At 71.6% G+C, this 23,304-nt stretch carries 18 protein-coding genes; 11 read left to right on the top strand and 7 right to left on the bottom strand.

The features are described from left to right. The 5 genes from IEY17_RS11505 to IEY17_RS11525 form a co-directional block, all read left to right on the top strand. On the top strand, positions 1–124 hold a 124-nt coding region (locus IEY17_RS11505), incomplete at its 5' end, for an adenosylhomocysteinase (RefSeq protein ID WP_188987346.1). Between the two features lie 65 nt (positions 125–189). Beyond that, complete coding sequence (locus tag IEY17_RS11510) at positions 190–1,080, top strand: methylenetetrahydrofolate reductase (protein WP_188987347.1); 891 nt, start codon at positions 190–192, stop codon at positions 1,078–1,080. Positions 1,081–1,609: 529 nt separating this feature from the next. Further along, positions 1,610–2,941 (top strand): wax ester/triacylglycerol synthase family O-acyltransferase, encoded by a 1,332-nt coding sequence (locus IEY17_RS11515; RefSeq protein ID WP_188987348.1) that lies wholly within the window; start codon positions 1,610–1,612, stop codon positions 2,939–2,941. A gap of 39 nt (positions 2,942–2,980) precedes the next feature. Continuing rightward, on the top strand, positions 2,981–4,429 hold the full coding sequence (locus IEY17_RS11520; RefSeq protein WP_188987349.1) for a carboxylesterase/lipase family protein: 1,449 nt from the start codon (positions 2,981–2,983) through the stop codon (positions 4,427–4,429). 58 nt (positions 4,430–4,487) lie between these two features. Then, positions 4,488–5,483, top strand: a complete 996-nt coding sequence (locus tag IEY17_RS11525; RefSeq protein WP_188987350.1) for a phosphatidylinositol-specific phospholipase C — start codon at positions 4,488–4,490, stop codon at positions 5,481–5,483. A gap of 89 nt (positions 5,484–5,572) precedes the next feature. On the opposite strand, the gene IEY17_RS11530 is transcribed toward IEY17_RS11525, so the two are convergent. The 5 genes from IEY17_RS11530 to IEY17_RS11550 all read right to left on the bottom strand — a co-directional run bounded on the left by IEY17_RS11530 (position 5,573) and on the right by IEY17_RS11550 (position 12,795). Further along, complete coding sequence (locus IEY17_RS11530; protein WP_188987351.1) at positions 5,573–7,756, bottom strand: thiamine pyrophosphate-dependent enzyme; 2,184 nt, start codon at positions 7,754–7,756, stop codon at positions 5,573–5,575. Positions 7,757–7,828: 72 nt separating this feature from the next. Continuing rightward, a complete protein-coding gene (locus tag IEY17_RS11535) occupies positions 7,829–8,752 on the bottom strand; it encodes a LysR family transcriptional regulator (RefSeq protein ID WP_188987352.1) in 924 nt (307 codons plus the stop codon). 96 nt (positions 8,753–8,848) lie between these two features. Next, on the bottom strand, positions 8,849–10,006 hold the full coding sequence (locus IEY17_RS11540; RefSeq protein ID WP_188987353.1) for a Glu/Leu/Phe/Val family dehydrogenase: 1,158 nt from the start codon (positions 10,004–10,006) through the stop codon (positions 8,849–8,851). Between the two features lie 60 nt (positions 10,007–10,066). Then, a complete protein-coding gene (locus IEY17_RS11545) occupies positions 10,067–11,218 on the bottom strand; it encodes an NAD(P)/FAD-dependent oxidoreductase (RefSeq protein WP_188987354.1) in 1,152 nt (383 codons plus the stop codon). After that, positions 11,218–12,795 carry an aldehyde dehydrogenase family protein gene (locus IEY17_RS11550; protein WP_229680047.1) on the bottom strand — a complete coding sequence of 526 codons (1,578 nt, stop codon included), beginning with the start codon at positions 12,793–12,795 and terminating at the stop codon, positions 11,218–11,220. Before IEY17_RS11550 ends, IEY17_RS11545 begins: the two co-directional genes overlap by 1 nt. 197 nt (positions 12,796–12,992) lie before the next feature. Here IEY17_RS11550 and IEY17_RS11555 point away from each other — a divergent pair, with 197 nt between their 5' ends. The 6 genes from IEY17_RS11555 (at position 12,993) to IEY17_RS11580 (ending at position 20,157) form a co-directional block, all read left to right on the top strand. Next, positions 12,993–13,931 (top strand): ornithine cyclodeaminase family protein, encoded by a 939-nt coding sequence (locus IEY17_RS11555; protein ID WP_229680048.1) that lies wholly within the window; start codon positions 12,993–12,995, stop codon positions 13,929–13,931. 289 nt (positions 13,932–14,220) lie between these two features. Next, positions 14,221–15,585: an amino acid permease gene (locus IEY17_RS11560; protein WP_229680083.1), complete on the top strand. Its 1,365-nt coding sequence runs from the start codon at positions 14,221–14,223 to the stop codon at positions 15,583–15,585. 83 nt (positions 15,586–15,668) lie between these two features. After that, the gene (locus tag IEY17_RS11565; RefSeq protein ID WP_188987356.1) at positions 15,669–16,463 is read left to right on the top strand and encodes a serine hydrolase; all 795 of its coding nucleotides are present in this window, start codon (positions 15,669–15,671) and stop codon (positions 16,461–16,463) included. 472 nt (positions 16,464–16,935) lie between these two features. Beyond that, a complete protein-coding gene (locus IEY17_RS11570) occupies positions 16,936–17,559 on the top strand; it encodes a hypothetical protein (RefSeq protein ID WP_188987357.1) in 624 nt (207 codons plus the stop codon). Positions 17,560–17,678: 119 nt separating this feature from the next. Continuing rightward, entirely contained in the window at positions 17,679–18,347 is a 669-nt protein-coding gene (locus tag IEY17_RS11575) for a YdcF family protein (protein WP_188987358.1), read from the top strand. Between the two features lie 193 nt (positions 18,348–18,540). Continuing rightward, complete coding sequence (locus tag IEY17_RS11580; protein ID WP_188987359.1) at positions 18,541–20,157, top strand: hypothetical protein; 1,617 nt, start codon at positions 18,541–18,543, stop codon at positions 20,155–20,157. Here IEY17_RS11580 and IEY17_RS11585 read toward each other — a convergent pair. Both IEY17_RS11585 and IEY17_RS25790 read right to left on the bottom strand, forming a co-directional pair. Further along, on the bottom strand, positions 20,154–22,373 hold the full coding sequence (locus tag IEY17_RS11585; RefSeq protein ID WP_188987360.1) for a terpene synthase family protein: 2,220 nt from the start codon (positions 22,371–22,373) through the stop codon (positions 20,154–20,156). The two genes, IEY17_RS11580 and IEY17_RS11585, sit on opposite strands and share 4 nt — an antisense overlap. A 143-nt stretch (positions 22,374–22,516) precedes the next feature. Next, positions 22,517–23,257 carry an amidohydrolase gene (locus IEY17_RS25790; RefSeq protein ID WP_268240330.1) on the bottom strand — a complete coding sequence of 247 codons (741 nt, stop codon included), beginning with the start codon at positions 23,255–23,257 and terminating at the stop codon, positions 22,517–22,519. Between the last annotated feature and the right edge of the window lie 47 nt (positions 23,258–23,304).

A 23,304-nucleotide genomic window follows, 5' to 3' on the forward strand; every position in this document is an offset into this window, starting at 1 on the left:
GAAGGTGGCGCGGTTGCATCTGGATGCGTTGGGGGTGAAGTTGACCCGGTTGACCAAGGAGCAGGCGGCCTACATCGGGGTGGATGTGGACGGCCCGTACAAGCCCGACCACTACCGCTACTGACCGCCGTGGGCGCGGCCGGGCCCCGGTCGCGCCCCACGACCCGCAAGGGAGAGCGAGGCCAGGCAATGACCAAGGTCATAGACCGGCTCCGCCCGGGCAAGACGGTCTTCTCGGTGGAGTTCTTCCCGCCCAGGACCGACGAGGAGGAGCGCCAGCTGTGGCGGGCCATCCGGGAGCTGGAGCCGCTGGACCCCGCCTACGTGTCGGTGACCTACGGCGCGGGCGGATCCAGCCGGGACCGCACGGTGCGCACCACGGGCCGCATCGCCACCGACACCACCCTGGTGCCGATGGCACACCTGACCGGGGTCAACCACTCGATCGCGGAACTGCGGCACGTCATCGGCTCGTACGCGGCCGAGGGCATCAGCAACGTGCTGGCGATCCGCGGCGACCCGCCGGGCGACCCGATGGGCGAGTGGATCCCGCACCCGGAGGGCATCACCTATGCCGAGGAACTGGTGCGGCTGGTGCGCGAGTGCGGTGACTTCTGCGTGGGCGTCGCGGCGTTCCCGCACATGCACCCGCGTTCGCCCGACCTGGAGTCCGACACCAGGCACATGGTGAACAAGCTGCGGGCCGGGGCGGACTTCTCGGTGGCGCAGATGTTCCTGGAACCGGAGTACTTCCTGCGGCTGCGGGACCGGCTGGCCCAGCGCGGCTGCCACCAGCCGCTGCTGCCGGGCATCATGCCGATCACCACACCGAAGGTGCTGGGCATGACCACGCAGCTGAGCAACATGACCATCCCGGACGAGGTGTCCGCGGTGCTGGACCCGCTGCGCGATGACCCGGCCGGTTTCCGCACCGCCGGACTGGAGATCACCACCCGGCTGTGCGAGAAGCTGATCGCCGAAGGCGTCCCGGCGGTGCACTTCTACAGCCTCAACCGCGCCAAGGCGACCCGCGAGGTCCTGGAGAACCTCGGCCTCTCTGACGGAGTGCTGAAGGGCTGAGCGCACGGACCGACACCCCGTCGTCCCGAAATCCCGGGGCGGCGGGGTTTTCGCTGTGTGGCGTGACTTCGGTCACGTCGCGTGGTGGTGTTCGCGGGGTCGTCCTGCGCGCGCAGTCATCGCGGCGCGTCCTGGCGGTCCTCGGGCGGGCTCGGTGTGGATTCGTGTGGGTGATCGCCGCGCCGCGACCGGCCACCCAGCGAAGCGATCATCGGGTGCGGGCCGCGCCGCCGCCGTTTTCCTCCGCGCCTTTTTCGGGTTAAAGTCGACGCATTCGGCGTTCTGCGGTCCGGTGATTCGGACTTGTCCTTCAACCGTGCGACGGGGCACGTGGTGGAAAAACTGTGCGCGCCGCGGGTGAAAGGAGCAGGTCGGTGGCGTTGTTACCGGGTCTTTCGGAAAAAGAATTCGCGTCCCTTTCGTCGGCGTTCCCCCGCCATTTCGGTTACCCCGGTTTCGTGAATCGACACCGCCGTGTAACGCGGCCGACCCATTTCCGGATTTCGCGCGCTGCGGTGAGGTGGGAGCGGTGACGACGACGACGATCTCGGCGCTGGACTGGGCCTTCCTGTGCCTGGAGCAGGACACCGCCCCCATGCACCTTGGCGCCGTCGCCGTGTTCCGGCCGAGGCGTCTGGTGCATCGGGAAGAGCTGCTGTCGCGGCTCGCCGAGCGAGCCGCGCGCATCCCCCGGCTGCGGCAGCGGATCGAATGGTCCTGGCTGCCCGGGCAGGCGCGGTGGGCGGAGGTGGCCGACTTCGACGCCGCCCGGCACGTGCACAGCCACCAGGTGGTCTCGCCGGGCGGGCGGGAGGAGCTGGCGGCGCTGGTCGCGGAGCTGGTCGCCGACCCGCTGGACCTGCGGCGCCCGCTGTGGGAGCTGCACCTGATCACCGGCCTGGACGGGGACCGGTTCGCGATCCTGGTGAAGTTCCACCACGCGCTCGCCGACGGCCGCGGGGCCGTCGAGATCGGGATGCGGCTGCTGGACGGGCTGGCCGGTGAGCCGACACCGGACCTGCCGGCGCCGCGCCGACCACTGGCCGATGCCCTGGACCTGGTCCGCCGACCGCAGCAGCTGTTCGATGCGGTGCGCGGCATGCTCGCCACATCCGGCGAGTCACTGGGCATCGCCTCATCGATGGTGCGCAACTTCCGGGTCCCGGTGCCTGGTTCACCACTGCGCGCGCCGTCCTCACCGGCTCGTCGGGTGGCGCTGGTCCCGCTGGAGCTGGCGCAGCTGCGCCGCATCCGCGCCCGGCACGGCGGCACCACCAACGACGTGGTGCTCGCGGTGGTGTCCGGGGCGCTGCGCCGGTGGCTGGACAACCGCGGTCACCCGGCCGAGGACGTGCCGGTGCGCGCGCTCGTGCCGGTCTCCCGCCGCCGCCCCGGACCGCGGACCGGCAACAACCAGCTGTCGGGGTACCTGTGCGACCTGCCGGTCGGCGAGCCGGACCCGGTGGCGCGGCTACGAACAATCCGGGCCGAGATGGGCCGCAACAAGAGCACGGGGCCGCTGCGCGGTCCGGGTGCGTTCCCGGTGCTGGCCGAACGGATGCCGCCGATCCTGCACCAGGTGGCGGCGCCGCTGGCCGGGCACAGCGCGGCGCTGCTGTTCGACCTGGTGGTCACCAACGTCCCGCTGCCGGACTTCCCGGCCCGGCTGGCCGGCGCGGAGCTCACCGAGCTCTACCCGGTGGCGCCGCTCGCGCCCGGGCAGGCGCTGGGCATCGCGGTGTCGCAGTATCGCGGGGCCGTGCACGTGGGCCTGCAGGCCAACCGCACCGCGGTCCCGGACCTGGAGAAGTTCTGCGAGGCGCTCCCGCTGGCGGCCGCCGAACTCGACGACCGGGTGTGACCGGTGCACCGCACTCCGTTCGGATGGTTGTATTGATGCATGGATCTTGTGGTGCTCACCGAATCAGGCGCTGTGCGGGGAGTCGCCAGCGGTGACGTCAGCGTTTTCAAGGGAATTCCGTATGCGGCGGCGCTGGAGGGGCCGCGTCGGTTCCAGGCGCCGGTGGCGCCGCAGCGGTGGGACGGGGTGCGGGACGCGACCTCGTTCAGCGCGTCGGTGCCGCAGCCGCCGATCATGGCGGAGGCATCGGGGCTGTGGACCCCGGGCGACAACCCGGACTGCCTGACCCTCAACGTCTGGACGCCGGACCCCGGCGGCGGACTGCCGGTGATGGTGTGGATCCACGGCGGGGCCTACCTCGGCGGGTCGAGCACGTCATACGACCCGGCGCGGCTGGCGCGGGCCGGGGTCGTGGTGGTCACGGTGAACTACCGGGTCGGGTACGAGGGTTTCGGCTGGGTGGCGGACGCCCCGGCCAACCGCGGCATCCTCGACCAGCTGGCCGCGCTGCGGTGGGTTCAGGACAACATCGCGGCGTTCGGCGGCGACCCGGGCAACGTGACGATCTTCGGCGAATCGGCCGGGGCCACCTCGGTGGTCGCGCTGGTCGCAGGATCGGCTGGGAGCGGGTTGTTCCGCCGCGGCATCGCGCAGAGCCCCGGATCGCTGTTCTGGGACGAGGAGGAGTTCCGTAAGGTCAGCGAACTGATCACCGGGCGGCTGGACGTCCCGGCCACGACCGAGGGGCTGGCCGTTCTGCCCGCCGAGGCGTTCCACGCGGCGCAGGTCGCCGCGATGGGCGAGATGAAACAGGCCCCCGGGGCGTGGACCAATGCCACGCCCTACGGCGTGGTGCTGGACGGCGAGGTGCTCGCCGACCTGCCGTGGGTGGCGCTGCGCGCCGGCGCGGGCCGGGACGTGGACCTGATCTGCGGCTACAACACCGACGAGGCGACACTGTTCACAGTGGACCTCCCGCCGGAGGCGAAGGACCCGGCGGCGCTGCTGCGCGAGCTGCGCCTGGCGCCGTCGGTGCTCGACGAGTACCGGGCCGGTTATCCGGACGCCTCCGACGCGGAGCTGTACACGCTGGTGCTGAGCGACCAGTTGTTCCGGATGCCCGCGACGTGGTGCGCCGAGGGCCACGCCGACGCCGGGGGGCGCAGCTACCTGTACGAGTTCGCCTGGCCGAGCCCGGCCCGCGGCGGGGCGCTGGGTGCCTGCCACGGGCTGGACCTGCCGTTCGTCTTCGGCACGACCGACAACGAGCTGGGGCAGCTGTTCCTCGGCGGTCAGGTGCCACCGGAGTTCGAGGCACTGTCGGCGGAGATACGCCGCGCGTGGGTGTCGTTCGCGGCGAGCGGTGACCCGGGCTGGCCCGCGTACTCGGCGGAGCGGCGGACGCGGATCTGGAACACGCCGCCGTCGGTGGTAACCGACCCGATCGGGGTTTCGCGGCGCATCTGGGCGCACCTCGCCGCGGGCTGATCCTGGCGAGTTCCCGCCACTCGGGCCGCCGCCCGCGCGGGACCGGGATGCTGGGCGCATGCCTGGCAGAACTGTCCGCGCGACGGCGGCCCTGGCGTTGGCTCTGTCGGTCGCGCTGCCCGCGACCGCGTCCGCGGCCCCGCACTGCGCGAGCATCACCGAGGCGACCAACCCGGACTGGATGGCCGCACTGCCCGACGGCTCCAGCCTGGCGCAGCTGTCGATCCCCGGCACGCACCAGAGCCTTTCGCTGCACGGCGGAGATCTGACGCAGACGCAGGAGAACCACGGCGACAGCGCCGAAACGCTCACCGCCCAGCTGCGGGCGGGCATCCGCGCCATCGACATCCGGGTGCGCCGCTACGACGACCTGTTCACGCTGCACCACGGGCCGTTCTACCAGAACGCCAACTTCGCCGACGTGCTGCGGGAAGCCGACGAGTTCCTGGCCGAGCACCCGGGGGAGGTGGTGCTGATGCGGCTCAAAGCCGAGTGCACCGGGGAGATCGGCTCCTGCGCGGACCACAACAGCAGCCTGGACGTCGGGCAGATCCTGGACCGGTACCGGCGGGAGGACCCGCACGGCGGGGTGCTGTACGACCCGGCGGGCGGAGCGGTGCCGACGCTCGGCGAGGTGCGCGGCAAGGTCGTGCTGGCGGTCCTGCAGAACGCGCACGGCGGCCTCCTACCGGGCCGCGGCCTCGGCCAGTTCACCGCCGACACCTGGGACGAGTACGTCCAGGACAGGTACGAGGTGCCGACGGTCTTCGACATCGACGACAAGTGGTTCGCGGTGCGCGACCACCTGGCCCGCACCGCGGCCGGTGACCCGTCCCGGATGTTTGTGAACTTCAGCAGCGGTTCCAGCCCCGTCGCACACCCGAACACGGTCGCCTGCGGCGCCCCCGGCATCCGGGGCGTCAACGACTACGCGCTGGAACACCTGACCGGCCAGGCCCCGTCGCGCACCGGTGTCGTCCTGATGGACTTCCCGGGTGCAGCCCTGGTCAACGCCATCATCGCCGCCAACCCGGATCGGCGCGCCGCGCGGTGATCCGCGCACACAGCGCAGCGATTCCGCCGACGACCCGGCCCCCGAAGACAGCTCGACGATGCCCTTCACCCGTCGGCGATCGGGGACGGTCAGGATTTGAGGAGGGCCAGGGCAGCCTGTTCGATCTGGTCCTCGTCCAGCAGGACGTGGTACGCCGCCGCGCCGAGCGGGATGAAGCTGTCCTCGCTGGTCACCCTCGCGATCCGCCCCTCGAAACCCGCGTCCACCAGGGCCGTCACCACCGGCTCGGACACCCCGCCGCTGCGGCGGGTCTCGTCCACCACCAGGACCCGGCCGGTCGCACGCGCCGCCGCCACCAGGTCCTCGACCGGTAGCGGCGCCAGCCACCGCAGGTCCAGCACCCGCGCCGACACGCCCCGCTCGCGCAGGCGCCGCGCGACGCGCAGGCTCATCGGCACCCCGTTGGCGAAGGTGACCAGCGTCAGGTCGGTGCCGTCGCCGTGTTGGCGGGCGCGACCGATCGGCACGTGATGCTCACCCGGCGCCGGGTAGTGCGCCAGCCACCCACCGTCCCCGGTCTCGTGCAGGTCGCGGGTGTGATACAGCGCGATGGGCTCCAGGAACACGCACACCCGGCCGTCCTCGTGTGCCGCCGCCACGCAGGTGCGCAGCATGGCCGCCGCGTCGTCCGGCCGCGACGGTGACGCCACCACCACACCGGGAAGATCGCGCAGCGCCGCCACGCTGTTGTCGTTGTGGAAGTGCCCGCCGAAGCCCTTCTGGTACCCGTAGCCCGCGATGCGCACCACCATCGGATTGCGGTACTGCCCGTCGGAGAAGAAGCTCAACGTGCTGCCCTCGCCGCGCACCTGGTCGGCGGCGTTGTGCACGTACGCCAGGTACTGGATCTCCGGAACCGGCAGCAGGCCCGCCAACCCCGCGCCGAGCGCGGTGCCCAGGATGCTCTGCTCGTCCAGCAGCGTGTCGAAGACCCTGGTGCCGCCGAACTTCTTACGCAGCCCGCGCGTCACGCCGTACACGCCGCCCTTGCGCGCGACGTCCTCGCCGAAGACCACGACGCGCGGGTCCCGCGCCAGTTCCTCGGCCAGCGAGCGGTTGATGGCCTGCGCCAGCGTCAACGGTCCCTCCGACTCGGGCAGCTGGTCGCCGAAGACCTCCTCGCGGCGCGGCGGCACCTCGCGTGCCCGCCGCGCGACGACGTCCGGTCGGTCCTGGCAGATCGCCTCCATCACCTCGGCGGCGCTGCCCAGCTTCCGCCGCCGCAGCGCGTCCTCGGCGACGCGGGCCACCTCGTCCCGCTTGGCCTCGTAGCGCGCCAGCACCTCCTCCGGGCGCAGAACCCCGTTGTCCACCAAGGCTTTCGCGGTGCCCAGCAGGGGATCGCGGCGGTAGTCGGCGGTGATCTCAATCCGCGACCGGTACGCCGACTCCACGTCGGAGCCCGCGTGGCCCATCAACCGCACCGTCCGCAGGTGCAGGAACGCCGGCGCCCGGTGCTCGCGGACCCAGTCCGCAGCGCGTCGCGCGACCTCCAGGCACTGCACCGGGTCCGCGCCGTCGGCGGTGACGTACTCCAGCCCCGCTCGGTCGCCGTAGGCCGACTCGATCCACCCCTGCGGGGTGCGCACGCTGATCCCGATTCCGTTGTCCTCGCAGACCAGTAGCAGCGGCATCGGCAGCCCCTGGTAGGCGCAGTGCAGCGCGGCGTTGATCGCGCCGGTGGCGGTGGAGTGGTTCGCCGAGGCGTCGCCGAAGCTGCACACCACTACCGAATCCGCAGGCCACGGGGTGGGCACGCCCAGCTTGCCGGCCCGACCCAGGGAGAACGCCAGGCCCACCGCGCGCGGCAGGTGCGAGGCGATGGTGGAGGTCTGCGGGATGACCGACAGCGCGGCGTTGCCGAAAACCTTGTGCCGCCCCGCGGAGATCGGCTCGTCGGCCGAAGCCACCACGCCCAGCAGCACGTCCCGCAGCGGGTGCTGATCCGGCACCTGCCGGGCCCGGTGCAGGTAGAAGCCGCCGGAGCGGTAGTGCAGCAGGGCCGGGTCGGTGGGCCGCAGCGCGGCCGCGACCGCGGCGTTGGACTCGTGCCCGGACGAGCCGATGCTGTAGAACCCCACGCCCCGCGCCCCCAGCCGTCGCGCCTGCAGGTCCAGGTGGCGGCTGCCGGCCTGCGAGTCAAACAGCGCCAGCAGGTCCCCGGCGACGGCCGCACCGGATGCGGGCCGCGCCGACCACCCGGCCACGGTGGTACGGAAATGCTCGTCGACGGGCTCAAGCTTGTCGTTCATCGGTCCTCCGTGCGGGAAAGAATGCGCGGCTCGGCTCGGTCTCGCCCGGCGGAACCCGCGGGCCGCCGAGCGTCAGGACGCCGCGTCGGTGTGCCAGTCGTTGGCCACCGCCGCGCAGGACTTCGCCAGGCATTCCAGGGCGGTCGGCAGCAGCGGGTTGGTGTTCTGCTTGCGGTACAGGACCTTCACCCGGCGGTGCGGCTGCCACCCGGCGATCCGGGCCACGCGCACCCGGTCGTCCGGGATCGCCAGCCCGGGCAGCACCGCCACCCCGAGGTCGCGAGCCACCAGGTCGCGGATCACCGAGTAGTCGTTGCTGCGGAAGGTGATCCGCGGGACGAACCCCGCGGCGGCGGCCAACCGGACCAGCGAGCGGGCGCCCGCGGTGTCCTGCCGGGTGCAGATCCACGCGTCGTCGGCGAGCTCCCGCAGCTCCACCTCGGCCTTCCCGGCCATCCGGTGCGACTCGGGCAGCGCCAGCCGCAGCGGCTCGGCCATCAGCTCCTCGACGCACAGCTCCACCGGCCACTGCCGCGGGTCGAGGTCATATTCGAACACCACGGCCGCGTCCACCGTCCCGTCGAGCACGCCGTCCAGCACCTCGTCCGGCTCGCCCTCGTCGAGCTGCACCTCCGCGTTGGGGCGCTGCGCTACCACGGCGGCCAGCACGTCCGGCAGCACCCGCGCGTTGGCGGTGGCGAAGCTGGCCAGCCGCAGGCTGCCCTCCTCACCGGCCACCATCGCCCGCACCTCGCGTTCCAGCGCGTCCAGCGCACCGAGCGCGTCGCGGCTGCGTTCGGCCAACCGGACGGCCAGCGCGGTGCTGCGGGCACTGCGCGCGGACCGCTCGAACAGTGGCGCACCGATCGCCCGCTCCAGCAGCACCATCTGCTGGGACACCGCCGACGCGGTGTAGCCCAGCACCCGCCCGGCCTCGGCGAACGAGCCGGTGCGCACGCATTCCTGCAGGGTTCGCAAGTGGATCGGGTTCAGCACGCCGGACCCCCTCCGTCCTCGTCCGCGACGCCGCTCGGGCCGCACCGCCGCGGTTTTGCCACCGGCATCGCCGCGCACCTGGAGTTCATGACAGCCTCACACGGTCGCGGGCCTGGGGAGCCTGCCACGCAGCTCCATCGCCGTGCGGACCCGCTGCTTGGCCAAGTCCAGCGCCGCCTGGTGCGGCAGCACCCCGGTGGCCTGGGCGGTGTCGAGAACCAGCACCGTGTTGGCGCGGGTGCGTTCGGCGACCGTGCGCAGGATCGCCTCCGGTTCGGGCCGGAACGCCGAATGCCGGGCATCCATCGCGAAGCCCGCCGCGATGGCGCCGCCGGCGTTGGCGATGAAGTCCGGCACCACGGTCACCCGGCGGGCCGCCAGCAGTTCCCGCGCCGCCGGGGTGGTGGGCAGGTTCGCGCCCTCCACGACCAGCCCGGCCCGCACCCGTGCGGCCACCGACTCGTCGATGACGTCCTGGCCCGCCGCCGGGATCAGCACGTCGCAGTCCACCACCAGTTCCTCGCCGCGCGGGATGTGCTGCTGCGCCGGGGCCTTGGCCACGCAGGCGTCGCCGAACTCGGCGCGTGCGGCCAGCCACTCCGGCACGTCCAGCCCGTCCGGATCGTGCACCGCACCGTCGATCGTGGACAGGGCGACGAGCTGCGCGCCGAGCTCGTGCAGGCGTCGGGCCGTGGCCGCGCCCACCGCGCCGAAGCCCTGCACGGCCACGCGCGCCCCGGCGACGCTGCGGCCCCGGTGGGCCAGCGCCGCGGCCACCGCCTCGGCCACCCCGTGCCCGGTGACGCCCAGCTGGTCGTAGGGCACCCCGCCCAGTGCCTCGGGCGCGCCGACCGCCGCGCCCCGGTCGCCGAGCTCGTCCTGGATGATCGCCGCATCGTGCTCGGTCATGCCCATGTCCAGCCCGGCGACGTAGCTGGCCGGGATCTGGTCGGCCAGCTGCCGCGCGAAGGCCCGCACGATCCGCTCCTTGTCGGGCGAGTCCGGGTCGGCGAAGATCCCGGCCTTCGCGCCGCCGTGGAACAGGTCGACCGCGGCCCACTTCCAGGTCATCACCCGCGCCAGCCGGGCGATCTCGGTGACGGTGACGGTCGGGCTCATCCTGGTGCCGCCCTTGCCGGTGCCGCGGGCGGTGTTGTCGATGACCAGCACCCCCCGCATGCCGGTGCGGGCGTCGGAGACGCAGACGACCTTCTCCGGGCCCCACTCGTCGATGTCCTGCAGCAGATCACGCACGGTTCGCTCCTCGGGAAGTGCGCGGGTTGGGTTCGGGGTCGCGCGGTGCGCGGCCCGGGCTCACACGCAGTTGTGCTCGGGGCGGACCTCGGCGTCGGCGAAGCGCCGGGCGTCCAGGCCGGAGACGTCGACGACCGGCGGGCGACCGAGCACCAGGTCGCGCATTACCTCCCCGATCGCCGGGCCCTGTAAGAAGCCGTGGCCGGAGAAGCCGGTGGCGTACAGGAACCGGCCAGGCCCCTCGGCCTCGCCGACCAGGGCGTTGTGGTCCGGGGTGATCTCGTAGAGCCCGGCCCAGCCGTGCGCGATGCCGATGTCGGCCAGCCGCGGGGCGCGCTGCGCCACGGCGTCGCTGAGGCGCCCGAGCCAGCGGTCGTCGGTGTTGAGCCGGAAGCCGAACTCCTCGTCGGGATCGGACATGCCGATCAGCAGGCCGGGCCCCTCGTCGTGGAAATAGAAGCTGGTGGCGAAGTCGATGGTGAACGGCATCCGGGGCGGCAGGTCCGGCACCGGTTCGGTGACCAGGATCTGCCGACGCAGCGGGCGCACCGGCAGGTCGACGCCGACGAACCCGCCGACTTCCGCCGACCACGCACCGGCCGTGCAGACCACCGTGGAGGTCTGCACGGTGCCGGCCGCGGTGTGCACCGCGGTGATCTGCCCGCCGGTGGTCTCGATGCCGGTGACCGCGCAGTGCCGCTGGATCCGGGCGCCGTGCCGCCGGGCGGCCTGCGCGTAGCCCTGCACCACCGCCTCCGGGGTGCAGTGCCCGTCGGTGGGGGAGAAGGCGGCCGCCAGCAGCCCGTCGGGCACCGCGTACGGTGACAGCTCGCATGCCTCGGCCACGGTCAGCATCCGGCTCGGCACCCCGAGCTCGTTCTGCAGCCGAACGCTCTTCTCGAACGCGGCGACGTCCTCGGGGTCCGACAGCAGGAACAGGTAGCCGTGCTGCTTGAGGTCGATCTCGCCGCCGGGCCGCCGCGCGAAGTCCTCGAAGGCTCGCAGGCTGCGCTGGCCGAGTTCGATGTTGACCGGGTCGGAGAACTGCGCCCGTACCCCGCCGGCGGCCTTGCTGGTGCTGCCGGAGCCGAGCTCGTCGCGTTCCAGCAGCAGCACGTCGACGCCGGCCTCGGCGAGGTGGAAGGCGGTGCTGACGCCCATCACCCCACCGCCGATCACCACGACCTCGGCCCGTGTGGGCAGTGGTGCCATCAGGCATCACCGCCGAGTTCCGGCGGCAGGCGGAAGTCCAGCTCCGGCTCGACGGTGTCGACGTCCATCTGGGCCTTCTGCAGCTTGCCGGAGAAGTCCCAGTTCAACGACTGCCACCGGGTGAACTGGTCGAGCACCCAGATACCGGACTGGCGGCTGCCGTTGCCGGACCTGCCGTTGCCGCCGAACGGTAGGTGCGCCTCCGCGCCGGAGGTGGAGTTGTTCACGCTGACCATGCCCGCGCCGATGCCCTGGCGGAACCGGAACGCGGTGGCCGGGTCGGTGGTGTAGATCGCCGCGGACAGCCCGTAGCCGGGCGCGTTGCCCAGCTCGACGGCCTCGTCGAGAGAGTCGTAGGTGGTGACGCCGACGATCGGGCCGAAGGTCTCGTTGCGGAAGACGTGGTCGTCCGGGAGCAGCCCGTCCAGCAGCACCGGATGGTAGTACAGCCCGGTCGACGGGTCGCCGCGGAAGCCCTTGCGCGGCCGGGTCTCGTCGATCCGCCCGACCGACTCCGAGCCCAGCACGGTGTGGTGGTCGGCGATGGTGTCCAGAATGGACTCGAAGTTGTCGGCGAACTTCTGGTCCAGCAGCGGGCCGTAGAGCACGTCCTCGGTGGGATCGCCGATTGCCGCCGAGCGCAGCGCGGCGTCCAGGCGGCGCAGGAACTCGTCGTGCACGTCGCGGTGCACGATCAGGTTGCCCAGCGAGGTGCAGCGCTGTCCGGCGGTGCCCCAGCCGGAGAACAGCGCGCCCTCCACGGCCAGGTCGAGGTCCGCGTCCGGGGCGACCACCATCGGGTTCTTGCCGCCCAGTTCCAGGCACGGGCTCTGCAGGTACCGGCCGCACAGCTCGCCGACGCGGGTGCCGACGGCGCTGGACCCGGTGAAACCGACCTTGTTGACGGTGCCGGCGGCCAGCGCGGTCGCCAAGCCTTCGAAGGTGGCTTCGCCGTCGGCGTAGACGAGGTTGAGCACGCCCTTGGGCACGCCCGCCCGCCAGACCAGCTCGGCCAGCGCCCGTGCCGCGCCCGCGGCGTACTCAGCGGGCTTCCACACCACCGCGTTGCCGCACAGCAGCGCGGGAACGATGTACCAGGACGGCACCGCCACCGGGAAGTTGCCCGCGGTGATCACCACCGCCACGCCCACCGGCACGCGGAAGGTGAACAGCTGCTTGTCGGGCATCTCCGAGGGCACGGTCTGCCCGTAGAGGCGGCGGCCCTCGCCGAGGAAGAAGTCGCAGGTGTCGATGATCTCCTGCACCTCGCCCAGCGCCTCCGCGTAGGGCTTGCCGATCTCGCGGGTCACCAGCCGGGCCAGGGACTCCTTGTTCGCCTCCACCAGCCGCCCCAGCCCGGCCACCACGCGCCCGCGCACCGGCGCGGGCATCTGCGCCCATTCGCGCTGCGCGCGCTGCGCCTGCTCCGCCGCGGCCGGCAGCGTCTCCGGGCCGCCGAGCTCGACCCGGGCGACCACGTCCTCCAGGTTCGCGGGGTTGCGCGAGAGGTACTCGCCTCCGCTGCCGGTCTGGGCGGGAGCGTCCGGACCGATCACGGAGCTCAACGTCGACTGCACCGAGATGCACCTCTTCCTGCTGGTTGGAGTTCTCGCCCGCGGACCCCTGCGCCGCTCGGGATCACCGTAATTCGTCCCGCGCGACTTCGCGGAGAATCAGAAGAGTGAATTCTGTTCGCTCTGAGCGACAGCATCGCTGATGCTCAGGGATCCGATCGGGTTCCGTGACCACGACCGGGTGTGGCACCGTGCGGCACGTGAAGCTGTGGAGCGACGCCGACGTGGCGGCAGCACTGGACCTGGACACCGCCATCGCCGCGCAACGCGTGGCATTCGAATCCCTCGGTCGTGGCGAGGCCCAACTCGCCGAGAAGGTCGTCATCCGCACCGGGGCGGACACCACCCTGTGCTACCTCAGCAGGCTCTCCCCGCGCCACGGAGCGGTCGGCAAACTCGTGGCCGTCCACCCCGGCAACGCCGAACGCGGTCAGCCCCCCGTTACGGCCACCGTGCTGGTGCTCGACCCGACCACCGGCCACCCCGTCGCCGTCATGGCTGCCACCGCCCTCACCGAGGTCCGCACCGCCGCGGCCAGCGCGGTCGCCGCCGACGCGCTGGCCGCGCCCACCGCCGACGAACTGGCCGTGCTCGGCTCCGGCGTCCAGGCACGAGCCCACGTGCGCGCGATCACCCGCGTCCGCGAACTCCGCGAAGTGCGTGTCTTCAGCCGCGACGCGCAGCGCCGCGAGGCCGCGGCGGCGGAGCTGGCCGATGAGCTCGGCATCGCCGTGCGCGCCGCGGCCAGCGCCGAGGCAGCGGTGCGCGACGCACCGCTGATCGCCGCGTGCACCCTCAGCGCGGAACCCGTCGTCCCGACCGCCGCGGTCGCGGCGGGAGCGACGGTGATCAGCGTCGGCAGTTTCGAGCGTCACCGGTGCGAGGTGGACGCGGAGCTGGTCCGCCGCGCGGGAGCGGTCGTGGTCGACGAAGTCGACACGGCCGTGGTGCACGCGGGACCGATCGCGCAGGCGCTCAAGCGCGGCGACCTGACGCGCGAGCGGCTGCGAGCGCTGGGCGCGGTGCTGCTCGGCGAGCAGCCGGGACGAACGAGTGACAGCGAGATCGTCTTCTACAACAGCGTCGGCCTGGGAGTCCAGGACGCGGCGGCGGCCCACGCGGTCCTCGGCACCCTCTGAGGTGATCGCGCGCCGCGCGGGTCGTGCCGCGGCTGTGCGACCGACGGGCGAGGCAGCGGAAGTGGTTCTTGCGGTCAGCCGCAGGCATCCGCGCGCTTCACCACCTTTCCCGGATGACCCGCATCGACGAACATCCCCGCATCGCCCGGGCACACCACGGGCGATGCGAGCGGGAGGTGTTGCGGTGCGGAAGGAAACAGCCGTCGGTGGCGGGTCGTTGTTCGGAACCGGGCCCAACGGGATCTTCCGGCGCACCGTGCCGAAACCCGAGGAACCGGACGACCGGCGCATGCTGCGCGTGCTCGGGCTGCCGCAGCTGACCATGATCGGCGTGGGCGCGATCATCGGCGCCGGGATCTTCAGCCTGGCCGGGGCGGTGGCCCGCGACGTCGCCGGGCCCGCCGTGCTGGTGTCGTTCCTCATCGCCGGGGCCGCGTCGCTGTGCGCCGCCTTCGCCTACGCCGAGTTCGCCGGGATGGTGCCGCGCGCCGGGTCGTCCTACACCTACGCCGCCGCCGTGCTCGGCGAGGTGGTCGGCTGGATCATCGGCTGGGACCTGCTGCTGGAGTACACCGCCATCGTGGCCACGGTGTCCATCGGCATGTCCGGCTACGCCGGTTTCCTGCTGGAGTCGGTGGGGATCGACCTGCCGGTGTGGATGCTCGGTGCGCCCGGCACCGGCGAGGGGCACCGGGTGGACCTCATCGCGATGCTGATCTGCCTGGGTGTGGCATGGCTGCTCAACCGGGGCACCAGGACCTCGGCGAAGGTCGACGTGGTGCTCACCGCGGTGAAGATCGCGGTGGTGCTGCTGGTCGTGGTGGTGGGCCTGTCCCGGGTCGACGTCGCCAACCTGACCCCGTTCGCCCCGTTCGGCTGGGGCGGTGCGGTGACCGGTGCGGCCACGGTGTTCTTCGCGGTGTTCGGCTACGACGCGCTGTCCACCGCCGCGGAGGAGTCGGTGCAGGCACGCCGGCTGATGCCGAAGGCGATGGTGTGGTCGCTGGCCATCTCGATGGTGCTCTACGTCGGGGCGTGCATCGTGCTCACCGGCATGGTGCCCTACCACCAAATCAACCCGGACAGCGGTTTCTCCAGCGCGTTCGCCAGCTCGGGGCTGCCGGCGGTGGCCGTGGTGATCGCGATCGGGGCGATCCTGGGCATCGTCACCGTCAGCTTCTCGTTCCTGATGGGTGCCTCCCGGTTGTGGTACGCGATGAGCCGGGACGGGTTGATGCCGAAGTGGTTCGGGCAGCTGCACCCGGTGCGTCGGGTGCCGCACCGCGCGACGTGGATCCTCGGCGTCGTCGCGGCGGTGCTGGCCGGGCTGCTGCCGGTGCAGCAGGCCGCTGAGCTGACCAACATCGGCGTGCTGTTCGCGTTCGTGCTGGTGTGCGCGGCGGTGACGGTGCTGCGCTACCGCCGCCCGGATCTGCCGCGCGGGTTCCGCTGCCCGGGCATGCCCGTGGTGCCGGTCCTGGGCGTGCTGTTCTCGGCGTGGTTGATGTCGTTTCTGGCTGCGCAGACGTGGCTGCGGTTCGCCGGGTGGCTGGTGGTCGGCCTGCTGGTCTACGCGCTCTACGGCTACCGCAGCACGCGGCGCGTGATGCCCGGCGGTTCGGTCGACCTCAGCACTCTTGACGAGGCGCGCTGATACCGCCCTGCGGCTGTTGTGGTGCGGGCGCCGCCCGGGGATCGTGGTCTGGGCGCAGCCACGCACGAGACAGTGGAGGAACGGTGGGGTTCGCGGAGAGATTGCGGGCGGAGCTGGCGTGGGACGGTTTCCCGGGACGCGTCGGGTTCGCGGCGTGGGCGCTGGACGAGCGGGAGCCGGTGCTCGTCGGCGCCGAGCGGGTGGTGCGCGCGGCCAGCACCATCAAGGTGCTGGTCATGATCACCGCCCTGCGCGCGGTGTGCAGTGGGCGGATCGGCCTGGACACCGAGGTGGAGCTGCCGGCCGAGCGGGTCGGCGGCTCCGGCGTGCTGCGGGAGCTGCCCAGCGTGCGGCGGATCTCCCTGCGCGACCTGGTTACCCTGATGATCATCATCAGCGACAATGCCGCGACCAATGCGGTGATCGACGTGGTCGGTCTCGACGCGATCCGGGACTGCGCGGCGGACCTCGGGTGCACGGACACCCGCGTGGAGCGGCGGCTGATGGACGTCGACGCGCCGGGCCGCAACGTGACCACCGCATTGGACCAGGCGCGCGTGCTGGACGCCCTGGCGCGCGGCGCCGCGCTTCCGCCGGACCTGACCGACCACGCGTTGGGCGTCCTCGCCCGTCAGCAGGTCCGCGACCGCCTGCCCGCGCTGCTGCCGGAGGGGGCGCGGTGCTGGAACAAGACCGGTGAGCTGGAGGGGTTGCGCCACGACGTGGCGCTGATCGGCACCGACCGGCCGCGGGCGGTGGTGGCGGTCCTCGTCGACGAGCTGACCGACGAGCGCTCCGCGCGCGGCTCCCGCGGTGGACCGGCCTGCGACGCGATCGCGGAACTGGGCCGGGCCGTCTACCGCTCGCTGGCGCGCTGAGCCCGGCCCGCGCAAGCACCTCGGTCCCAGCGCTTCGGAAGATCACGCTCGGCTCGTCATGCGACGATCCAGGAAGTTGGTTCGTACTGTCCGCGCTACACGTCCGAAGGACCCCCAAGTTTCCCTGAACTTGGGAAAATTGGGCGCCTCGCCGGGGGTCCGCACCGGGTCCCTGGCGCTTCAGCATCCAGGCGCGCTGGCCCGCCGATGCGATGCTGGAGTGCTGGTCGTCGGACCGGCTGCGGTCCGACAACGCCCAGCGGCGGCGTCATCGTCGGAGTCATGATGGCCAATCGCTCCGGCACGTGGACCGCCGCGGGACAAGTACCGAAAATGTGTTCTAAAAACGTCGCTGACGTGGTAGTATTCCCTTGTCGGGCAGGGGATTTGGGCGCACTCAGACCATTGTGGACCGTCGTGTGAGGCATTGGTCCGCGGCCGGGTGCGCTCGTGACCACGGGAAGGGGTGCTCGTGGACGGCGTTCAGATCAGTCTCGGTTCGTTTCTGGACTACGTACGCAGCACACCGCGCGGCTGCGCGGGCATCGTGCGGGACCAGCGCGAGATCTACCTCGACGAGACCAGCATGGCGTGGGCCTTCTACGGTCCGTTCCGGCTGGCGCTGCGGCGCGCGGTCACGTCGCCGGACGCACTGGAGATCATCGCCGCGGCGGTCCGCCAGGCGCGGCCGGTCCAGCAGCAGCACTTCCGGGAGTTGCAGGTCGGCTTCCAGCGGTGGTGGCAACGGGCCCGGGTGACCGGAGTCCCGATGACGTCCGGCTGCTGGCGCAGCGGCGACCTGGCGATCACCGTCTCGGAGCGCAGTTCGCTGGCGCTGCGCCACCCCGACGGCCGCCTGGAGGTCGTCCTGCCGTACCTGAAGGAACCGCAGCTGGAAGCGGACTCGGCCAACCTGGCCCTGCGCGTCCTCGAACAGGCGATGCCCGGCCTCCTGCCGGGGGCCACTCCGATGGTTCTGGACGTCCGGCGGGGCAGGCCGTTCCGCCTGCGTCGCAACGCCAACCGGGCGGAACTGGACGCCCTTCTGGCGGCGGAAACGGCGAAGTACCTCACCCACTGGTCCGCGGTGGCGTAGCCGGACGAGTGCGCACCCGGACGCCCGGGTGCGCACTCGCGCTGAACCGCAGGGTGCACCCCGCCGCCTGGGCCTACACTGTCCAGACCCGACCGGCCGCCGACGTCGCAGGAGTCCTCATGTCGCGAGCGGAGAACGCTCTGCCCGCCGAGCATCGCGCTGATGTCGAGGTCCTGTGGGACTACCACGACATGCACCACGTGCTTCGACCGAGCGACATCGGAGTCGGGCTCGGCGGCCACGACCTCAACGTGGCCACCTTCACCGCCGAGCTGTTCCACCGCGAAATGTTCCCGATCATCGTCTTCTCCGGTGCCAACGCACCGACGACGGTCGAGCGCTTTCCCCGCGGCGAGGCGGTCCACTACCGCGAACACGCCCTGGAGTTGGGCGTTCCCGATGACGCGATCCTCGTCGAGACGAAGGCCACCAACACGGGTGAGAACATCGAGTTCACCCGTGCGTTGCTCGCCGACCGGGGTCTCACCGTGCGGTCGGTGATCCTGATCTCGCGGCCGTACCAACAACGCAGGGCCTACGCCACGTGCCGGAAGCTCTGGCCCGAGGTCGACGTGCGCTGCGCATCGCGCCCGCTTTCGCTCGACGAGTACGTCGCGAGCATCGGTGATCCGGACCGCGTGATCACCATGCTCGTCGGCGACACCCAGCGCATCACCCGCTACGCCGAGCGCGGGTTCGCCGTGCCCCAGGCCGTCCCGGTGGAGGTCCGGAAGGCATACCGGAACCTGGTCGACGCCGGATACACCAGACGCCTCGTCGACGAGTGACAGTCCACAGCAGACAGTGGGACCACGACGGTCGTCCCGTGGCTCGCGCCTGCTCGGCCCCAGCACCGCGGCCGCCATGCCGAGCAGTCGTCCCACGTCATTCGGCGGCACACAGCCCCAAAAGCCGGAAATCACCAGCAGGACGGCGATAGCATCGTCTCTCCGGCCGAGGGCTCCGGAAGGGGTGATGCCCGTGAACGACGACGTGACGCTGGCGGACGTGGTGGACGGCGCCATCGGCAGGTGGCAGCGGATGCGGCAGGAGGCCACCAGACAGGTGGCCGACCGCGACTTCCAGACCTGGCTGTTCGAGACCGTCCCGGCGCAGGCGGCGCGCCTGGGCGAGTACGACCCGTGCGACCACGCCTTCATCGTGTACGAGATCGTGACCGCGCTCTACCGCGCCGGCAACATCGCTGACGCGTTCCTGCTGCTGCGTTGGTTCGGCGTGCATTACGCCCACCACCCGGACACCGACCTGGCCGAACGGGTGATCACCATGCTGACCGACCTGTGCGCCTACATCGGCCGCGCCGATGCGGCCGGCAACGCTGCCGCCGCCCGCGTCTTGCGTGACGTGGTGGACGGCGCTCGCCGGCCGGTGGACGTCCGCGTGGAGCGAGCGCTGTGCCGGGCGCTGGCGACCCACGCGTACCTGCGCAGCGATTACCTCGGGGCGGGCAGCCGATCCAGCAAGTACGCGGAACTCGCGGCGCTGTGGACCGAGATGTTCCGGCGATACCGGCACAGCCAGGACCCCCACCTGCGGGGGAGGGCGGCGCAGGGCCTGTACAACGCGGCGCTGGTGTGGCTCCAGAAGGGCCGCGACAAGATCGCCCGGAAGAAGTTCGCCGAACTTCTGACCTCGTTCGGGCAGGATCGGGGCAGCAATCCCGATGTCGACGAGTGGCTCAGCCGCGCGGAGCACGCGGGCACGGTGCTGGACCGGTTCGCGGTCGGCGAGCCCGAGCTGAACCTCAGCTACCTCCAACGGCAGCGCTACTGGGACATCCAAAGGCGGCGCAAGGGCTTCGGCGTGCCCTGGTTGCTGGCGGGTGCCCCGCGCAACCACATGGGCAAGCTCGTCCGCGCAGCTCGGGAGAAGCACCACAGCTCGGTCGGTCAGGTCCGCAGCTGGCTGTGCTCCGGTGAACCGTTCGTGCTGCTGCTGCGCAACTTCGACCTCGTCGAGGAATCGACCGCGTCGTCGCCGCTCGCGTCGGTGCTCGAGGACGACCCGCAGGGCGACCACGTGCACGCCATCTCCTACCGCGACTGCGAGGCCGCGCTGGCCGAACTCGAGCGAGCCGTCTCGATGATCACGGTGGCCAGCACGAAGGCCGGAGAGCTGGAGCTGGCGTCGACGTTCGGCCAGTTTGTCCCCAGGACCGCCCTGTACCTCCCGGATGCGACGTGGTTCGACACCGTCTCGACCCTGATTCCGCTCGCCACGCAGATCGTCGTCTGGGCCGCGGAGCTGACACCCGCCCTCGCGCAGGAGCTTTCCTGCCTGCAGGAGCACCAGCGCTGCGGCGAGACGTTGGTCATCATCGACACCCCGTCCTCGCCGATGCAGCAGGCGTTCCTGCCGGGCCCCGAGCACGACCACCTCACCACGGACCATCCTGCGCTCGTCGCGTTTCCGCACATCGTCAACGCGCACGAGCTCAAGGATCGAAGCGTCGCCGAATGCCCCTCCCTTCTCCGCGTCGTCCGCGCACTGGAGACGGCCCGCGCAGGGCCCGTCAGGCAACGCCTCGTGGCGATCAGGGCTCACCTGGAGGCGAGCTCACGCAGGGATTCGCGCTAGCCGACCACCGGGTCCCACGCGGCGCTCGGGGCCGGGATGCGCAGGCCCTCGGTGCCCAGCCCGGTGGGGCCGGTGGGCAGTCCCCCGCCCGGGCCGACCGGGGTGTTGTAGCGCAGCTCGGAGTCGACGTAGCGGCGGCACCTCCGGTGCCAGTTGAGGATTCCGGCCATCCAGTCCTGCAACTCCGTGGCGTAGCGGGTCAGTGCGGCGCGGGCCTCGGAGTCCAGGCCGAACTCCGCGATCAGCGCGGGCAGCTCGACGTCCACGGCGTGCTGGAACTGCTTCATCCGCGCGGTCATCAGGTCGTGCACGATCTCGAAGGCACGGTCCCGGTCGCAGTCCAGGAAGTTCTGCACCACCAGGACGGAGTTGTGCACCTCGCCCTCGAACTCGACCTCCTTGCGGTAGGAGAACACGTCGTTGACCATCGTGGCGTAGTCGGTCGCGGAGTTCTCCATGGCGCGGATCGTGCGCGTCCGGTAGATCTCCGGCGGCACGGTCTGCCCGTGGGAGAACCGCGACAGGCTCATCGTCAGGTCGGAGCCGAAGGTGCTGCGCCGCATCTCGATGTAGTCGACCGGGTCCGGAATCCGGTTCTGGTGCTGGTTGTCCAGCTCCCACAACCAGCTGTCCAGCATCCGCTCCACGGCCTGGCGGAAGGCGCGCCGCTGGTCCGCGGGCATCAGTACCGTGGTGCGCGCCCACAGGTCGGCCAGGCCGCGTTCCAGCGCGCAGCTCGGGACGAGGGGGCTGGCGCCCTCGACGGGCATGAGCTCCACCAGCCGCGCGTTGAGCGCTTTCGCCCCCGCCATGTTCCTGGCATGCCCGAAGACCTGCGGGTAGTAGTCGTCGCCGTAGGTGCCCCACGCCAGCCACGCCGAGGCCAGGTCCAGCTCCTCGACGGTGGCGTCCGGGTCCAGCCCGGCGGCGCACAGCGGCAGGTCGTGGATCCGCAGCAACGTCTCGTCCCAGACCTGCGGTACGTCCTCGAAGATGCCCGTCGCGCGGGCCCAATCCACCAGGTGCTCCCGCGAGACGTCCAGGTGCGGGCACAGCGTGACCTGGTAGGGCATGTAGATCTCGCGCCGCGGCACCGGGCCGACGGCGGTGCACGGAACGTGCGAGTAGCTGCGAAGTCGTTGCGGCGCAGTGGAGATCAGCGAGTTGACGATGGTGGCGGCGGATGTGCCGAGCCCCTGCGGACCGGCCAGCACGGACGGGGCGCCGTCCGGGTAGCGGCCGGATTGGGCGTGCCACTCGTGGCCGCCGGACTGCCAGTCCTGCAGGCCCTTGACGTAGCCGAGCACCGCCAGCCGCCCGGCCGGATCGATGCCGCGTTCGTCCAGCAACCGCGGCACCTCGGTCAGTGCGGTGTGCTCGAACTGGTGCATCCGGGAGGTGAGCAGGTCGTTGACGCGTTCGGCCGCCTCCTGCGTGGTGCAGCCGAGGAACTTCTCGAAGACCAGCACGCCGTTGCTCAGCTCGCCCTCGTCCTGCACCTCCCGCGCGTAGGAGAACAGGTCGTTGCGCAGGTGCACCGCGTCGGAGAACGTGTCGCGCAGCACCGCCATCGGCCGGGTCGCCGCGATCTCGGCGGGGACCTCCACGCCGACGGCGTGCTCCACCAGGTTCGCCGACCACGGCGCACCGCCGACCTTGCGGCGCATCTCGATGTACTCGATGGGGTTGGACAGCCGGTTCTCGCTGATGTTGGCCAGCTCCCACAGCGACTCATCCAGCAGGTGCTTGGTGTTCTCGGCGAAGCGACGCCGCCAGTCCACGCTCATCGACGGCACGGTGCGCTGCCACAGGTCCGCCAGACCGGCCTCCACCGGGTTGGTCAGCTCCGCGGTGACGGGGCCCTCCAGCGGCATGAACGCCGGAAGCCGGTCCAGATACGCCCGCGCTCCCTCCAGATCGGGATCCCGCTTGTACAGCTCCACGAAGTGGTCGTCGAAGTAGAACACCCACACGTACCAGCAGGTGATCAGGTCCAGTTCCGGCCCGTCCGCGTCGGGGTGCGTGTAGGCGCACAGCAGCGCGTAGTCGTGGCGGTCGAAGTCGGCCTCGTCCCAGATCGCGTGCCCCTGCTGTGGCACGTCGATCATGTCCATCCGGTACGCCCACGCCTTGCTGCGCTCCCGCGCGCGCTCCAGGTTCGGGTTCAGCCGAGCTGGGTAGGGCAGGTAGAACTCCGGCAGTCGAAAGGGCTGCATGCTCCGCGCACCGACCTCTCCGCGATGGTCACCGACGCTGCGCACGAAACCAGTGATCTTCTTGGCGGCCAATGTTTTCCGGACCGCTCCACACGATCGTGGTGGGCGGTCGCCCGACCGGCCCAGCGCGTCGTCGCAGGCGGTTACGTGCGCTCGTGGACGACCACGCCGTCGACCATGGTCAGGTCTACTTGGCACTGCCCGATCTCCTCCGGCGGCAGCGTGAACGGGTCGCGGTCGAGTACCACAAGGTCCGCGGCCCTGCCGACCTCGACCGTCCCGGTCTCGCCCTCGGCGTGGTTCACCCAGGAGCTGCCCGCGGTGTAGGCGGCCAGCGCGTCGACAAGGTCCATCGCCTGCTCCGGCAGGAACGGTTCGTCGTCGGTGTCCGGGGCGCGCCGGTTGACCGCGACGTGCACGCCCCGCAGCGGGTCGGTGTCTGACACCGGCCAGTCGCTGCCCGCGGCGAGCACCGCGCCCGCGGCCCGCAGCGACCGGAACGGGTACTGCCGGCCCGCCCGCCGGTGCCCCAGGCGCGGCGCGGTCAGCTCGGTCATGGCGGCGTCGTTGACCGCCCACAGCGGCTGGATCGTGGCGGTCACGCCGAGTTCGTGGAACCGGGGGATGTCACTGGGCTGCACGACCTGCACGTGCGCGATCTGGTGGCGCAGCCCGGTGCGCCGGGCCCCGGCGAGCGCGTCCAGCACGTCGCGGATCGCCCGGTCGCCGATGGCGTGGAAGTGCAGCTCGAAGCCCGCGTCGGTGAGCTGCCGCACCGCGGCGGCCAGGTCCTCGGCGGGCACGAAGGACAACCCGCTGCCGTGCGCGCCGAGGTAGGGCAGCAGCAGCGCGGCCGTGAAGTTCTCGCACACCCCGTCCTGCATGATCTTGACCGCATCGGCGCGGAACCGGCGGCCGCGGGCCCGCCGGC

Origin of the sequence: Saccharopolyspora thermophila (assembly GCF_014646075.1) — a bacterium.
GTDB lineage: Bacteria > Actinomycetota > Actinomycetes > Mycobacteriales > Pseudonocardiaceae > Saccharopolyspora > Saccharopolyspora thermophila.

Excerpts from the sequence above, each read along its gene's own strand:
- IEY17_RS11510 (WP_188987347.1), top strand. The coding sequence starts at position 190 with ATGACCAAGGTCATAGACCGGCTCCGCCCGGGCAAGACGGTCTTCTCG.
- IEY17_RS11520 (WP_188987349.1), top strand. The coding sequence starts at position 2,981 with ATGGATCTTGTGGTGCTCACCGAATCAGGCGCTGTGCGGGGAGTCGCC.
- IEY17_RS11525 (WP_188987350.1), top strand. The coding sequence starts at position 4,488 with ATGCCTGGCAGAACTGTCCGCGCGACGGCGGCCCTGGCGTTGGCTCTG.
- IEY17_RS11530 (WP_188987351.1), bottom strand. The coding sequence starts at position 7,756 with ATGAACGACAAGCTTGAGCCCGTCGACGAGCATTTCCGTACCACCGTG.
- IEY17_RS11545 (WP_188987354.1), bottom strand. The coding sequence starts at position 11,218 with ATGGCACCACTGCCCACACGGGCCGAGGTCGTGGTGATCGGCGGTGGG.
- IEY17_RS11560 (WP_229680083.1), top strand. The coding sequence starts at position 14,221 with ATGCTGCGCGTGCTCGGGCTGCCGCAGCTGACCATGATCGGCGTGGGC.
- IEY17_RS11575 (WP_188987358.1), top strand. The coding sequence starts at position 17,679 with ATGTCGCGAGCGGAGAACGCTCTGCCCGCCGAGCATCGCGCTGATGTC.
- IEY17_RS11585 (WP_188987360.1), bottom strand. The coding sequence starts at position 22,373 with ATGCAGCCCTTTCGACTGCCGGAGTTCTACCTGCCCTACCCAGCTCGG.
- IEY17_RS25790 (WP_268240330.1), bottom strand. The coding sequence starts at position 23,257 with ATGCAGGACGGGGTGTGCGAGAACTTCACGGCCGCGCTGCTGCTGCCC.